Source organism: Rathayibacter rathayi, from assembly GCF_004011095.1.
Taxonomy (GTDB): domain Bacteria; phylum Actinomycetota; class Actinomycetes; order Actinomycetales; family Microbacteriaceae; genus Rathayibacter; species Rathayibacter rathayi.
Genome location: NZ_CP028129.1, coordinates 509,138 through 524,004, shown reverse-complemented (window position 1 = coordinate 524,004; position 14,867 = coordinate 509,138). Strand labels below are relative to the sequence as shown.

The following is a 14,867-nucleotide window of genomic DNA, read 5'->3' as shown; positions in this document are numbered from 1 at the left end:
TGTCGTCGCCGTCGGTGGTCGGTCCCTTCGATACCCCACCTCGAGAGGATCTGTTGGACGCGAGCGCGGTTCACCTCGTACTCGCCGGCAATGACCTGCATCGTCGTACCGCTGCAACGTGCAGCTTCCATCAAATCGTCTCGGGGGTCGCTTCTCCTGCCCGTGGCGGCGGCTGATCCGGCGCTCCTTGCAGTTGACTCGGGTTCAGGGAGGAGGTGCCAGTCAAGCGGCCCTCAACCCGGGTGGCGCGAGGCGCACCGACCGTCGACTGGTTCGACAGCTCGTCCGGCTATTTCCCGCTCTGAGTCGTTGCTGCCGAACGAAGCCAGGCCGAAAACGTCGGACCGACCACTTCCGCGTCGGCACCGGGGACAAGCGTTCCATCTCGGAAGGCCCTGCCCAGGCCACCAGGGATGGGCATCGGGAGTGGCTTGACCGTCTTGTTCGGGAGCGCCTTCGTCATGTCCCAAAGCGTCGTCGTCTCGGGGCCTGTGATGTCGTACTCACCCTGAGCGCGGAGGCCGAGGGCGCATTCGGCGACGAGATCTGCCACGGCGTCGAGGGAGACCGGCGCGATGGTCATACCGGGCACCAGTGCGATCGGTCCGAGCTTCATCCGCTCAAGGTTTTGACCGGCGAACTCGTACCACTGTGTGGAGCGGACGATCGTCAGGTGCTCACTCGTCTTGCGAGCGAGCTTCTCCTGGGCGGTCTTGCCGGCGAAGTACCCGTAGCCCTGCACGATAGGGAGTCCACAGTTGACGATGGAGAGCAACACATGGCGGGCGCCCATTGCGCGTGATGCCGCTGACACGACCTTCGTGGACTGGGTGAAGAATTTCTTCGCGACCTTGCTGCTCATCGTGAAATGTCCAGCCGCTTCGACGACCGCGTCGGCACCGGTGGCCTCGAGACGCTTCGCCGCGTCGTCTTTCAGAACATCGAACCCGCTCTTGCGCGAGAGCATCAATGCTTCCGCCCCTCGCTTCTCGACAGCTCGTTTAATTGCATTCCCGGAGATTCCGCCGCCGACGATCACTACACGCATTCTTACCCCCAGATCATGGCTCTACGGCTGTAGAGTATCTAGAATACTAGACCATGGGACCGAGACGGGCAACGACGATGACCTCCGAACGTCGACGTCGGATAGGGGACGCCGGGGTGACGGTCATAGCCCGCGACGGTATCCGCAAGCTCACCCATCGCAGCGTCGACGAGCAGTCCGGTTTGCCGGTAGGTTCGACGTCCTACTACGCGAGGACGAGGAGACAGCTCCTCGCGCTTATCGTCGACCGCCTCGCCGAGTACACCACGGAAGATCTGGCTGGGCTCCGCCTACCGACAGTGCTCGATGCGCAAGGCGGCGCCGAGGTTGTGCAGGTGTTCCTCCACTTACTCGCAAGCCGAGATGATGCGCAGGCCGCACGTTTCGGGCTACTGTTCGAACTTCGCCACGATGACGAGCTCCGACGCGCGCTCACTGTGGGCGCCCCCGTCCGCGTCCCCCTGCTGCTGGCAGCGGAATCGCTCCTTAAGGCCTTGGGGATTACGAACGCAACGTCCGCAGCACCCGACCTCGTCGCAGTCGTCGATGCCGTGCTGATGTATAGCACTTCTCGTGCTGCGCCCGTGGACGCCGGAGCGGTAATTCGCACCTACTTAGCTGGCCTCCTGGCGGACGACGCGAGGTGACGTGGGCTGTCGTCGCGGGTCATTCGCTGCCGACGGGAACGCTTGCCGACCGGTCGTCGGCCGGCCAGTCAGTGCCCGCGATGCCGAGGTAGTCACAGGGGTCGGCCATCGCCATGAGTTCGTCACGGCTGAACGCCGCCCGAACGTGCGCATCTCTACTGAGGACCGTCAGGATGTCCTCGTTGCTCCGCGCCGCCGTCGAGATCGCATCAGCGACGACAGATCGTGAACGCTCGCTGCCCAGGCGTGCCGAGAGCACGATCACGATGCGTTCGGACACCAGGAGGGGGCCGGTCGCCTTCACGTTGTGGAGCATCGCCTGAACATTGATGCGGAGTGTGGCGACCAGTTCTTCGGCCGTGGCTGCCGCTCCCCCCGTCAGACGAAGACATTCACGGAGGAGCATCCACTGGGCGTGCCACGCTCCTCCGTCGCGCTCGTCCATCGGCATCAAACACGCATAGATGCCGCTAGTCAGAGCGGGGACCTGCAACGAAGCGCTGCGGATCATCGTAGCGAGGACGGGATTGCGTTTCTGAGGCATCGCAGACGAGACGCCGGTATCACCGTCGGCGCTCTCGGCGAGCTCACCGATCTCCGTACGGCTGAGTGTGAGGACGTCGACGGCGATCTTGCCCACTGCAGCGGTGACGATGGCACATGCAGAAGCGACGTCCGCCATCGGGGTCGGCGCCGCATGCCAGGGCATCGGTGGAGCCGCGAGGCCGGTCTCTGCCGCAAACGCCGTTGCAATCCGGGCGAGGACCTGGCGGGCGTCCAGCTCCTCCCCACCACCGACGAGCCTGGCCGCTTCAATATATCCCGCGGCTGTTCCCCCAGCTCCCCCGACGGAGACGGGGAGGCCCCCTCCGGAAAGCAACGACGTTACCCGCTCTTGAGCGTCGTCGACGTAGCGTTTCCACGTCGCGGCCTTTAACCCGAACGTGGTCGGGACGGCGTGGCCGCCGAGCGTCCGCGCTGCCTGCAGCGTCCGGCCATGGGCAGAGGCCATCGCTCCCAGTCTGCAGGATACGAGTCGCAGGGAGGCGTCGATCTCCCGCAGGGCTGCTTGCGCGACCATCATCAACGCCGTGTCGAAGATGTCTTGGCTCGTCGACCCGCGGTGCACATACACTGCGGCGCTCGGGTCGACTGCCTGCACGGCGTCTCGCAGTTCCCCGATCACCGCTACCACAGGGTTCGCGGTCTTCCGGGAAGCGAGGGCGATCGTCCTCGCTTCGATCGCATGGTGTTCCGACGCTCGGGTTATCGCTTCGGCGGCTCCCGCAGGAATGAGACCGAGTTTCCCCTGCGCGCGTGCAAGCGCTGCTTCTGCGCGAACCATCGCGCTGATCCAGGCTTCGTCAGAGAGCAGGCCCTCGACGACGGTCCCCGCGCGAACCGGCGAGAGCAGACCGCTATCGGAATGCGAACTCGGCGGAATTGACATCATCCGCGCCTCCTGGTCGTCTTCATCAGATTCTCCTGTCTGGGCCTCGGCGAGTACCGCACGGGCGATGGCATCGGCATCCCGGAAGGTGATCGAGTCGACACCCGGGCGCGCACCCGCAGCGGTCACCCAGTGCACTGCCTCCGTCGGGACACCGTAGAGGAAGAGCCGCGGATGTCCACTCGGATGCCTTTGGTTCAGCACGTTATACGGCCGGGGGGCGACCGCTACCGCTCCAGACTCCATCATCCCGTCTTCAGCCCGATGGAAATGCAGCGAGACCAAACCGTCGCTCAGCATCGAGGTGATCAGTGGGTTCCGGGACGCATGTGCATTGACGGCCGGCAGGCGCGCTTCGATGAGATGCCTCGCGGAGACCGAGTCCTCTGGGAACGCAGCCGAGGACGCCTCGAACCGATCGCCTCGCGGGTCGACCGTCATCCCCGGGCCGAGGAGGCTGACGACATCGGCATCCATGAGGGCGACAAGTTCTTCTATCCGCCGTTCCGGTGGACCGATCGAGAGGAACGCGTTCAGCGGCGTGTACCACTGGTCGACCTCCTCTCGGTACGATCGGCCCTCGATCCCGCCATGGTCGATCACCGCGCGGATCTCATTTCTCAGGTCACGAAGAAGGTCGAGAGCGGATTTGAGTGGGCCCGAGACATTTCCGAGGCGAGCCTGCTCGACGTCGGCGGCCAGGTACTCCCGCGCCCACGACCGGTAATCCGCCGCGGATCGGAAGACGATCCCGCGCCACGGTTTCGCGAGCAGCTCCCAATCCCAGGTCGGTACGCCGTCGAGCGCGAATGCGTGACGGATTCCGGCGAGCGCCGATTCCTCGCCGTGGAGGTAACGGCGCGTGAAGTCCTTCCTCGCAGGCTCCTCCGTCAGGAACATTTCGTAGTAGGTGCACTCGACGTCCCTTGCAATGAGCGGCCAGACGTCACTCCGGAACCTCAACGGACTGTGCAGATGCTTCCGGCGAAGCGCCTCGATGCGGGCGGCATTCAACAGTCTGGCCGGCGCTCGACCGGTGGCTCCCTTCTCGTTCCGCCCACGAGAGTGATGCGGGATGCCACGCCGAGAACCGACGTGCAGTACCGGTTCGGCGCCGGAGGCGCGGTACCGCAGTGGGCCGTCATCACCATCGCGGACGAACCTCCCTCCTCGTCCGAGGGTGAGGAGCGCCATGTGATCGAAGAAGTTCAGTCCGAGACCTCGCACGATTACGTCTTCCCCCGCCGGGATGCCGTCGAGGTCCGCGTCGGCCGGGTTCATAGGGTGCAAGAACACACCGCCCCCGGTCCGGGCACACGCGGCGTTGCGCCTGTCCGACGCGCTCGGCTCGACTTCGCTGTGTCCGAGGGACATGACGATGTAGTCCGCGGCGCGGATGGTCCCTCCGCTGCTGAGGATCACATGGTGCCGCAACCCGAGGGCGTCAACAGGCTGCAGCCGGTCGACTACGTCAGTGACCGTCTCGATACGCACGTTCGACGGCGCCCGGTCCCGAACAGATCGGAACGCGAATTCCAGGTAGTCTCCGTAGAGCCGTCTCGACGGATAGTCGTCGGGCCCTATCTGAGCAACCTCCTCCCGCCGACCAAGCTCATGCAACGCGGCCGTCGAAACCCATTCGTAGAGAGACGGCCCCGGTTCGACCGGCCCTTCCATGGAGACACTGTCATCGGGGAACACCGAAACCTGGCTTGCGACGGTGTTCATCAGGAGTACGCCGGATTGGTCACGACGCCAAACCGCGCCCGCTCCCGGCTCAGCTGGATCCACGAGGAAGACCTCGTACGCCCGACCCTTTCCGCGCGCGTTAGCGCAAATCCGCTCGAGAACTGCAAGTCCTCTCGGCCCTGCTCCAATGAGCACGACTCGTTGGACGGCTCTCACTGGGCCCTGCTTTCCGTCTCGAGCACCGCCACCATGTCGGCGAGCCATGTTTCGAAGGAGTGCAGGTCTGCGACGATCCAGTCGGAGACCGACGCGATCGCCAGGTTGCCCACCATGTCCGTAATCGTCACGATCGGCACACCGCTGCGATGCGCAGCGTACATTTCCATCGCCGTTCCCATACTCGGCATGTGGCCAGGTAGGTAGGCCACACAGAGGTCAAAGCTCTCGACACTCTGCGTCGTGTCGACGAAGGTTTTCCGAAGTGCCCGCAGCGGAGACGGCAACTGTGTCGTCTGTAGGATCGGGGGAGACTCGATTGCAATCGTCTGAATTAGTTGAGCAGTGGATGGGACGCTCAGCTGGTCAAGCACCTCGGCGCTCGGATCGAAGCACTCCGTGTCGGGGAACGCCGCCTTGAAGAGCTCGGAGATCCTCGTCCGGTAGCCCTGGCCTTCCATCTGCACCCCGCGGTTGGCACCTTGGATCGTACCGGCGACGAAGACGCGCCTCGGTTGCTTCATTCGTTGACCACCGAGTACTCGGCTACATCCCGAGTGCGGTCCGCGATCTGTCCGTAGATCGTCGCCGCCGTGAGCAGGTAAGCCGTGATGTTCTCCGGGGTCTCCCCGGTGGCTTCCTCGAGGTCCCGCCACACCTCGGATCCACGATGGTTGCTGCTCATCCTTCCTTGGGCATCTCGCAGCCAGACGTCGGATTCTGTGAAGTCGCGTTCCGCGAAACCGTGCAGAGGCAGGATCGCCTCTGCTGTTCGACCTTGTTCCGGGAGTACCGCTCGGATCGACACACTCGTCTGTTCCGGGTCCGTCAGGAGGGCGCTCATGTCTTTCGTGAAGGCGCTGAGGCCGAAGATGCTGTCCGATCGGAGAGAGAAATGACGGCTGAGTACGTACTGGTCTTTGGTGGGGCTGAACTTCGAGTAGGAGAGCCTGATCACGTAGCCGCCGGGCGACCTCTTGAATGTCGCCGAGAGACGTGCCGGCCGGAGCTCGCCGTTCCGATCCCGTCGGACCGGTACTGCGTCCACCGCGGTGGTCGCGAAACCCGCGGAGATCGAAGCCGCCGAGAACCGAATGGGTTCCACATGCAAGATGTACGGGTCGAGGACGACGATCCCGTCGTCGTCGTGGAACACCGCCGCGACGTGACGTTCGTCTTGGAGGAAGGTAGCTGGTGGTGCGCCAGCAGCTTCTGCTCTCCGCGCCACGTCATGTGTCTGGAGGATGCAGGCTGCCCCCATCCCGGGCGGGGTGGCCGTCTCCCCAGCGTGAGCGTGGAACGCAGTCGCGCTGTTGTAAGGTATCGCGGCGAGCGTGCCTCGAAGTGCGGCGGTGTAGGGGTCCGCGATAAGGGTGCGGTCCGCGTTGTCGAGCGGCTCCGTCGATGAGATCTCGATCATGTGAATCGTTCCTCCAGAACCGTGTCGTCGTGTTGACTCGCGAAAATGATTTCCCGCAGCTCTTTCCGGCAAATTTTCCACGTCGACGTCCGAGGGAGTTCTTCCCAGGGGATAACGACGGGCGACTCCAAGGCAATCAGATCTGCGGTGGCCGACGCCCAGTCCGATTCGGCCAGCTCACCCGATTCGGTGCTGACCACAGGCTGCGGACGTCCAGCGCCGCGGGTGAGCACGATTACCTCGACCGCTCCGGGTATCCGCTGGAGGAGGAGGCTTTCAAGTTCCGTTGCGCTGCCTCCTGGGACCGCGTCGACTGCTCGGTCGAGGAAATGGATCCGCCCGAGCGCGTCCTTATAGCCCACGTCACCCGTGTTCCACCATGTTCCTGACCGTTTCGCGTCGTGCCTGTCGCTCTCACCGAGGTAGTCAATGCAGAGAGACTTCGTCTTGACGAGGAGCACCCCGATCTCGCCACGCTTGACCGTGCGCCCGGTGTTCGGGTCCGCGACTTTCGCGCGCACGAGGCCCGGCCATGCCCAGCCCATACCATTCATATTGTCCTGGTGTGTGCCTGCGAACTTGTCGAGTTTTCGCAGGGTGTAGGGCGATCCGGCAATCGGCCCGGTCTCACTCTGTCCCCAGCTGTGCGCCCACAGCACCTTCGGCTGTTCGGACGCCTCGAGAAATGGCCGAGCGATCGAGGGATGCATGAGGTCAAACGTGTTCATGTAGTACCGGACCTGTCTGAAAATTTCCGGCCGTCGACGCACCAACGGCAGCCAATGCTGGAATACGTTCGGAGTCGCTTCCACGGTGGTCGGCCGCTCACGTTCGAAGACTCGTTCCACGTCTGCGACAGCATGACTACTTGCGACGACAAGACGTTTCGGCGCCCAATAGAACTGGGCGGCGGTCCATGTGTACGCGCGGGAGTGCGCGAACGAGATCGAACTCAGAGCAATGTCGGTTTTTCCGTTGATCGCGAACGGGAGCGGGAGGAGCTCCAGTCGAGTCCCCGCCCGGTTCGAGTCCGCGCTGTGGACGACGAGTTTGGGGGTGTCCGTCGTGCCCGAGGTGTGCGTGATCATCATCATCTCGTCGTCCGGTTTGATGTTCGCCGGCGGAATGGGTGCGCCACGGAACTCATCCAGCCTGGTGATGTTCACTGCCACGACTTCCGTCTCGCCGATGCCGATGACGATGACGCGGCCGAAGGCGGTGAGGTCGACCCCGACGCTGGTGGCTCTGTCGAGTGCAGCCGCGGAGATCAGCGTCAGGATTGGTTGCAGCTTCGTCAGGAGTTCGTAGAGGTGTTGTGAGCGGTTCGCGGCCGAGATGGTTGCAGCGGTCACTCCGATGCGCGCAGCAGCTGCTGACAGCACGATGACATCGAAGTGGTTCTCTTTGATCACGGCGATGCAATCGCCGCGACGGGCGCCGGCCGCATGGAGCCATGCGGAGGCATCTGTGACGAGCGCAGCCAGCGCCTCAGCGCCGAATTCTAGGCCGCCATCTGGCGCGATGTCGAAAGGTCGGTCGAGGGCCATCGTCGTAGCGGAAGAGTTCGACGCGTGCCAGTCGAAGAGTCTGCCGAGGTTCTTTGGAGGCGTTTTACGCATGATTCGCAATCGTTGAAGGTCCCGAGCTGCAGCCGGGGGTCGACGCTCCCTGCCGTGGTGAGGGCAAGGAGGCAGCAGGGAAAATGGTCCGACTGACGGTCGGATCGGGTCTGTCTCGGTCGGGATGTCAGCCGTGCAGTTTGACGCTCGATACGAACGTCAAGGCCGACTTCAGGAGTTCTTGCGCTTCCTCGGGCTCGATCGAGCCTCGTCCGGCCCAGAAGAACAGGGCTCCGAGGTACGACAGGTAGACCGTGCGAGCGGCGTCGACGATGAGGTCTTCGTCCATCCCGCCTCGGCGGAGGATGTCTTCGATCTTTCGGATGAGAACAGCCGCAAGGTCTTGGAAGACCACGGAGTGGTGCGCGCCGCTGACGAGAGCCGCTGCGTACTCGCGCGATAGTTCCATCTGACTGGCGAAGACGTCGAGGAACGGCTCGAGTGCTGAGTAAAGCTCCTCCATCGGTGCTCCGTTCCCCGGGGCGCCGTGTTGCTTGGTGGGCAACGGAGGCTGCGCGTGCAGACGATCGATCGATCTGTCGAACATCGAGACGAGGAGGGCGCTCTTGTCGCCGACCTTCATCACCGTGCCGACACTCACTCCGGCGTCGGCCGCAATGCCTCGGATCGTGGTCGATCGAAAGCCGTCCCGGAGGAAGAGCTTCTCGGCCGACCTCGTGACACGGTACTCGGTCGCTCGGCGTGCATCCTCGCGCGATGTCATGACACCACGTTAGCGATCGCCAAGCGAGCGGAGCGCGAATCATCGTCGTGACCCACCGTCATCGTCACCGCGTCGATGGAGAAGGGCTATACACGCCGAAATTCCCGTCTCCCCGGGAACGACACGGAACACTTCCGCCCCCAAGGAGCTAGCCAGCCGCGGGTCGACGACAAGTCCGACCCCGGCTGCTTTGAGGATGGCTTCCTTCTCCGTCCAGAGGTCCGCCATTGCGGCTCTCCGAGCGAGCCCGCTCCGGCCCTGTAGATGTTTGGTCTCAGTCAGCGAGCAGGCCATGCGTTCGAGAGCAGGCTGGTCGAATACCGCGCTAATGACCTCGACATCCACGCCGATGTCGGCGTCGCGCGCGATGCCTGCCATCACCCAGCCGCGGCTGTGCGAGATGCTGACGCCGACGTCAGGCTGGCCGCGGAGGACGGGGCGGCCGTTCGCGGCACAGTCGATGCTGGTCCATTCTGCCCACCCAGTTTCATCAAGCAGGTCGCGCACGAGCTCCCGTCCGGCGAGGCTCAAGTCATCTGGAGACACTTCGTGTCGAGTCCCGCCCTGAAGTGACGTCGTCCTGGCGGCGAGGTCCACGAGCGAAGCCGCTACTTGTGGGCTCACAACGCGAGCTGGCGGCAGAGCGTTTCAGCGAGCGCGCTGATGTTGGAGTGGTCCCAGATCAGGGACGGTTCCACATCGATGTCGAACGCGTCCTCGATGTCGCCGCAGAGGGTGAGCGCATACACGGAGTTGAAGCCGAGTTCAGCGAGGGATGTGGTGACAGTGAACGATGACGGCGAGATCTCGCCGTACGTGGCCACTCGGTCAATGAGCCATTCTTCGAGTGCGTCGGCTGTGATATTCGTGGTGATTGCGTCGGTCATGATACCTCGATGTCTGAGTCAGTTGGTGTGCGTGGGGCGAGTAAGTGTTCTTCTATCCCGAGCGCCCGGACCGCTTCGTGCACGCGCCGGATGTGTGTCGCGGCGGCGAGTTCCAGCGATGGAGACCACCGGGCCTTCGTCGGAGGGGCGTCCGCAGTTTCGGTTGCCGAAATCGCTAAAGCATTTCCGAGGTCGGCGAGCAGGTTGAGCCCTGCTTCGAGTGCGACCGAATCGCCGTGGAACGCGCTGCTGGCGTCGTGCCTGTTGTGGAACCACGTCCCGAGGAGTGCAGCGGCGGCGAACAGGATTGTCTGGCGTCGGCCCGCCGCGAGTGCCTCTAGTGACGCGTCTGCCCCGAGGTCTCTCGGGCCGAACCTCGAAGCGTCGGTCTGTAGGCGTCCGCGTTCCGCGACCCATCCGGAGACGAGGTCCGACAACTCGGGGTGTTCCAGAGCGAGGGCTCGCATGATCTCGTCGTCTTCGAGGGCCGCCGTCAAAGAATCGACCTTCCCGACACCAATGGTCAACCGATCGAACGCGAGTTCTTCGAGCTGGCCGTCCGCGGAGAACAATTCAGGGGTCGATGCAGTCTGACGACGCGACCTCCGGGCCCATGTCGGAAGGTTCGGGATCAGGGACTGCAAGCAGGATCGGGACCCCGAATGTCCGATAGGTACGACCGCGAGGTCACGAAGCCATTTCTCGATGGCCCCGTATGGCGTCAAAACGGCATAAAAGCTCGAGCCGAAGAGTGTGGTCAAGTGCTGCATGGAGTGGTTCAGGAGTTCGGGCACGAGGTACTTGGTCGCGGCCGACAGCAGGAATGCCTCGTCGGGCCGGACGTGAAGACAGCGAACAGACACCCGGGCGAGTGCATCACCGACGATGAGGCCGGCCCAGGCCCTGGCAATGAGGCCGCGTGCATGAGGGAGATCCCATACGGTGCCGTCGTACAGGCGTCTCGTCGTCATATAGGACACAGCCATTCCTACTGCGGCGCTCAGGGTGGCGCAGGCAAGCGCTGGGATGACTGCACGGGTGATCTGGAACGCACGTAACGCCGTCGAAACTCCTCCACCCCGTGCACCGACCAGCGAGTCAGTCGGGAGGGTCAGCCCGGCGAACGTGGCGACCCCGATCTGGCATCCGTGCATCCCCGAGGTCTGAACCCGAACGGACGTGTCCGCAGATCCTCCGAGGACGTTCCGCTTGTCCCACAACAACAGGCTGAACGCGTTCGCGTTCACAGCCCCGGTCGGACCGCTCGGGTCACTCCGGGCGAAGAGCAGTACCGCCGGAGCTCGGTCGACGTTGTTGATGACCTCCTTTTGCCCGGTGATCCGCCACGAGCCTCCGCCATCGTCCAGTCGTTCCGCGGCGAGTTCGTTGCCGAGGAGGTCGTTCCCATGTGCCAACTCGTGGAACGCCACGGCTACGCGGTCCCCACGGAGCAACGCATCCGCGAAGCGCCGTTGGGCCCGATTCCCTCCACCCACCCAGACGTTGCACGCGGCCATGAGCGTCGTGACGCCGTGACCGAGACCCAAGGCCGGATCCCTGCGGAAGACGGGAGAGAGGTGCCGGACCATGTCTTCCGTTGACGACCACCGCCCTCCGAGCCGGGTCGGCACCAACTCGGCCGAGAATCCCCATCTCTGCAGCACGTCCTCGGCCCAGCTGACGAGCTGTCGTTCCGAGTCGGCGGCGAGGATTCGTCCGTACGAGAACTCGCCGGTGACGTCGAAGGGATCACCGAATAGTTCTTCGAGTTCCTCGATCGATCGATGAATCCCGTTCATGCTGCGTTCCAGCCGGTGAAGAGCGTCGGGGTCCCGCCCGCTTGCCGCCCGGCGAGGGCAGCTGCGCCGAGGTCTCGTTGCGCGGCGCCCGTGCCGTCGGCGGGGCGTCCCAGCCGAGCGCAGATACGTCCAATTGCGGCGGTCAGCCAGACCTCGCTCGATGCGAGGACGGTGGGTCCGGACCGGCTGAGGAAGGACACCATGCAGCAGCATCCTGCAAACACCTCAGCGAGTCCGCATGCCGTCTCAAATTGCGAGGTGTCCGGCGCCGTGGACGGGCGTGCCGTTCGTGCTTGGATCATCAGTTCGGCGGCTACCTCTCGGAAGCTCTCCAACATCCTTCGGAGCGTCGGCGACGAGCCCACGACGGCCGCGTCGCAGAGGTCCGGCAGCGCGTGCAGCAGCATTGCACCGTTCTTGGTCACGAGGTGCAGCCGCGAGAAGTCGAGGGAAGCTGTCGGGGCTGCAGGGTCGAGTTCTTGAAGGAGTTTCAGTGGGTCAGCAGGCGCGAGAGGTGACCGAGAGAGCGCCCGGAACTGGTTCACGATGGCGTGCAGGTTGACGACGCTGTTGCCATCGAAGATCCCAACTACGCGGTTGTCGCGGTTTGCTTTCTCAAAACGTCCCGCACCGGCGATGCCACTGAGCTGAGAACGGGCGCCGAGGATCGTCGTCGCGCGGAGGAAGAGCTGGTCGGTCAGGGTCGGGACGATGAACTTCGCGAGAGCGCTGACGAGTGCGAGTTCCTCGGTCCGGTTCGCGACGTGTCTTGCCGCCACAAAGGATGTGGCCTCGGCTGTCAGCGCGTCAGTGACAACTGCACCCGCTTCGAGCTGCGCCCCGGCGAATTTATGGAGCGAGGAGCCGAACTGTCTGCGGCCGATGAGGAAGTCCAACACCGCGCCCTGCGCTTGATCCGCCGCTCCCAGGGAGAGAGCGGTGCAGACGGGACGCGTGATCTGCAGGGCTTTGAGGACCGTCTCGAGTCCGGTGCCCGACTCGCCGACGGTTCCCGCCATCGGAACCCGAGCATCGTCCCAGTCGACGCCGCTGATGTCTGCCCCACGTATCCCGTGGGTGGGCACCTTCGGCAGGTAGCGGACGCGCCGGGGGTCGATGTCCTGCTTGTCGACGAGGACCAGGGTCAGCGCGCGTGGGGACACCTCCCCAGTAGTCCGGACCAGCGCGCTCATCGCCCTGCCACGAGTCGCATTGTTGACCGGCCACTTGCCGCCCCTGATCACCAATTGATCCCCCGAAGGAGTCGCCGATCGCAGCAGATCCGATCCCCGCCCGGACTCGGTGAGTCCCCACGACACGGCCTGGCCCGATCGGACGAGTTCGGCCATCCGCCTGGCTGCGTCGGCACCCGCGATCCATGACGGCAGCGCGCCGAGGAAGGTCTTGCCGTGCGCGACTGCGACTGTGACATCGCGGCGAGCGACGTTGCGCATCTGGAGCATCGGCGTCAGGACGTCGTCCATCCGACCGCCGTGCGCCGGAGGTACGTAGGAGTATTGGACACCCCACCGGTTCAGAGATTCGACTGCGTCCACGGGGAACGCCGCCGCCCTGTCGGCGGCGAGTGCGTCGCGTTCGGAAATCTTCGACGCCGGGTCCAGGGGATCCCCGAGCCACTCGTCGAGGTCCGCCGCCGCGCGGAACGCCTCGTTCACGACATCTCCGCGACGGTGGCGACGGCGCTAAATCCGGTACTGAAGAGGACAGGCAAGCTGCCCTCGCGCAGCAGGTCCCCGGTAGCTCGCCGTCGGACCTTGCCGCTCGAGGTGCGTGGGATGCTTCCTCGGCGGACGACGACGAGACCGAGCGGCTCCAGCGAGAATTTGCCGGCCAGCGTCCGCCGGACGTCATCGGCTCTGACGATGTCCTCGGCGTAGCGGCTGCTCGCTTCGACGACGATCGCCACTACGTCGTCGGCCCATTCGAAGGCGGCGCTAACCGCGTCAGCGTCGGTCGAGAATGCGCGCGAGACCGCCGTCTCGAGATCGCTCGGGTAGACGTTTCTGCCTCGGACGTTGATCACGTCGCTTCCCCGGCCGACGATGGCGAGTTCTCCCTCCCAGAGGAACCCGAGGTCTCCAGTGCGAAGAAACGGCTCTGGGTCGCCCACGAGTTTCGCGCCGAACTTCTCGGCGGTGGCTTCGGGCTTCTGCCAGTATCCGCGAGCCACGCTCGGGCCGCGGACCCAGATCTCCCCGACTTCGCCGTCGCTCGCCCGCAGGGAGGTCTCAGGATCGACGATGACTGCCTCGTGCCCGGGGGCTGGTGCTCCGCAGAGCACGACGGTCTTGCCCAGGCCACCTTCGACTTTCTGCACTCGTCCCGCTTCGAGAGCAGCCGCGTCGACGCTGAGCGGTGAGCGGTCGTGCGCGGACGGCGTTGCCGCGAGCAGAACCGTCGTCTCCGCCATCCCGTAGGCGGGCACGAATGCGCTGGCTTCGAATCCTGCGGACGCGAATCTGGCCGAGAACCGAGACAGAGTGCTCCACCGGACCGGCTCAGCCCCGGTGATGACGGTCTTGAGCGACGAGAGGTCGAGGTTCTCGACCTGGGCATCGGAAACGAGACGTGCGCAGAGGTTGTACGCGAAGTCGGGTGCGACTGTCGAGGTCGGCCGGTATTGCGTAATGAGCTGCAGCCAGAGCACAGGTCGACGGAGGAACTGTGCGGGGCTGGTCGCTACGAGGTCGAAGCCACCGAAGACAGGCGAGAGGTAGAGCCCGAGTCCCATGTCGTGGTAGTGCGGAAGCCAACCGAGCAGCATCGAGTTTTTGTTGTACCCCATGACTCTTGAGATGGTCGCTTGGTTGGCGACGACATTGGCGTTGGTGATGGAGACGCCCTTCGGGTCGCCGGTGGAACCAGATGTGTACTGGATGAAAGCGAGGTCGTCAGAACTAGTGCCCGGCTGGACCCAGGCTGCCGTGAGGTCGGCAGCCCCCACTGGCGAGAGGACAAGTGCGGTCAGGCGCGGTCCGAAACCTCCGAGCGATTCAGCCAGGTGGGGCGTCGTGAGGACGAATTCTGCGCCGGCATCCTCAGCGATCTGGCGGACCCGATCGCGCTGCGTCTCTGCGTCCTTCGACACCACGATCGGAGCCGGGACGAAGACCGCCCCTGCGTACACGGCGGCGTATACCGCTCTAAGGAAGTCCAGGCCGGGCGGAAACGCGAGGACCACGCGGTCACCCTCTTGTACGCCCCGACGCCGCAGAGCGGACGCCTGCGGCCGAGCGTCTCGGTCCAGGTCTGAGTAGGACAAGTAGCACGAATCGGTCGCCGTTGAATGGAATCGAGCGCCTTTCCCCCGAGCGCGGACAGCGTTCGCTCTCATCACATCGAGCATC

Annotated in this window: 12 protein-coding genes; 1 reads left to right on the top strand and 11 read right to left on the bottom strand. The window is 64.4% G+C overall.

Annotation, left to right across the window (positions count from 1 at the left end):
* Positions 1-289 precede the first annotated feature (289 nt).
* Positions 290-1,039, bottom strand: a complete 750-nt coding sequence (locus C1O28_RS02645) for an SDR family oxidoreductase (protein ID WP_202129654.1) — start codon at positions 1,037-1,039, stop codon at positions 290-292.
* Between the two features lie 125 nt (positions 1,040-1,164).
* Between C1O28_RS02645 and C1O28_RS02640 the strand changes: the two genes are divergently transcribed.
* A complete protein-coding gene (locus C1O28_RS02640; protein WP_202129653.1) occupies positions 1,165-1,695 on the top strand; it encodes a TetR/AcrR family transcriptional regulator in 531 nt (176 codons plus the stop codon).
* Positions 1,696-1,714: 19 nt separating this feature from the next.
* Here the strand turns inward: C1O28_RS02640 and C1O28_RS15370 are convergent, their stop codons facing one another.
* The 10 genes from C1O28_RS15370 to C1O28_RS02590 all read right to left on the bottom strand — a co-directional run bounded on the left by C1O28_RS15370 (position 1,715) and on the right by C1O28_RS02590 (position 14,854).
* Positions 1,715-5,098, bottom strand: a complete 3,384-nt coding sequence (locus tag C1O28_RS15370; protein WP_097167542.1) for an FAD/NAD(P)-binding protein — start codon at positions 5,096-5,098, stop codon at positions 1,715-1,717.
* Complete coding sequence (locus C1O28_RS02630; RefSeq protein WP_097167541.1) at positions 5,047-5,574, bottom strand: hypothetical protein; 528 nt, start codon at positions 5,572-5,574, stop codon at positions 5,047-5,049. Before C1O28_RS02630 ends, C1O28_RS15370 begins: the two co-directional genes overlap by 52 nt.
* The gene (locus tag C1O28_RS02625; protein ID WP_097167540.1) at positions 5,571-6,470 is read right to left on the bottom strand and encodes a hypothetical protein; all 900 of its coding nucleotides are present in this window, start codon (positions 6,468-6,470) and stop codon (positions 5,571-5,573) included. Before C1O28_RS02625 ends, C1O28_RS02630 begins: the two co-directional genes overlap by 4 nt.
* Entirely contained in the window at positions 6,467-8,017 is a 1,551-nt protein-coding gene (locus C1O28_RS02620) for an AMP-binding protein (RefSeq protein WP_160487578.1), read from the bottom strand. The genes C1O28_RS02625 and C1O28_RS02620 overlap by 4 nt, the downstream gene beginning before the upstream one ends.
* Positions 8,018-8,216: 199 nt before the next feature.
* The gene (locus tag C1O28_RS02615; RefSeq protein ID WP_097167538.1) at positions 8,217-8,813 is read right to left on the bottom strand and encodes a TetR/AcrR family transcriptional regulator; all 597 of its coding nucleotides are present in this window, start codon (positions 8,811-8,813) and stop codon (positions 8,217-8,219) included.
* Positions 8,814-8,852: 39 nt separating this feature from the next.
* Entirely contained in the window at positions 8,853-9,410 is a 558-nt protein-coding gene (locus C1O28_RS02610; RefSeq protein WP_127821420.1) for a 4'-phosphopantetheinyl transferase family protein, read from the bottom strand.
* Between the two features lie 23 nt (positions 9,411-9,433).
* On the bottom strand, positions 9,434-9,700 hold the full coding sequence (locus C1O28_RS02605) for an acyl carrier protein (protein WP_097167536.1): 267 nt from the start codon (positions 9,698-9,700) through the stop codon (positions 9,434-9,436).
* Positions 9,697-11,499: an acyl-CoA dehydrogenase family protein gene (locus C1O28_RS02600; protein ID WP_160487577.1), complete on the bottom strand. Its 1,803-nt coding sequence runs from the start codon at positions 11,497-11,499 to the stop codon at positions 9,697-9,699. Before C1O28_RS02600 ends, C1O28_RS02605 begins: the two co-directional genes overlap by 4 nt.
* Complete coding sequence (locus C1O28_RS02595) at positions 11,496-13,175, bottom strand: acyl-CoA dehydrogenase family protein (RefSeq protein WP_097167535.1); 1,680 nt, start codon at positions 13,173-13,175, stop codon at positions 11,496-11,498. The genes C1O28_RS02600 and C1O28_RS02595 overlap by 4 nt, the downstream gene beginning before the upstream one ends.
* A complete protein-coding gene (locus C1O28_RS02590; RefSeq protein WP_237398239.1) occupies positions 13,172-14,854 on the bottom strand; it encodes a fatty acyl-AMP ligase in 1,683 nt (560 codons plus the stop codon). Before C1O28_RS02590 ends, C1O28_RS02595 begins: the two co-directional genes overlap by 4 nt.
* Positions 14,855-14,867 lie beyond the last annotated feature (13 nt).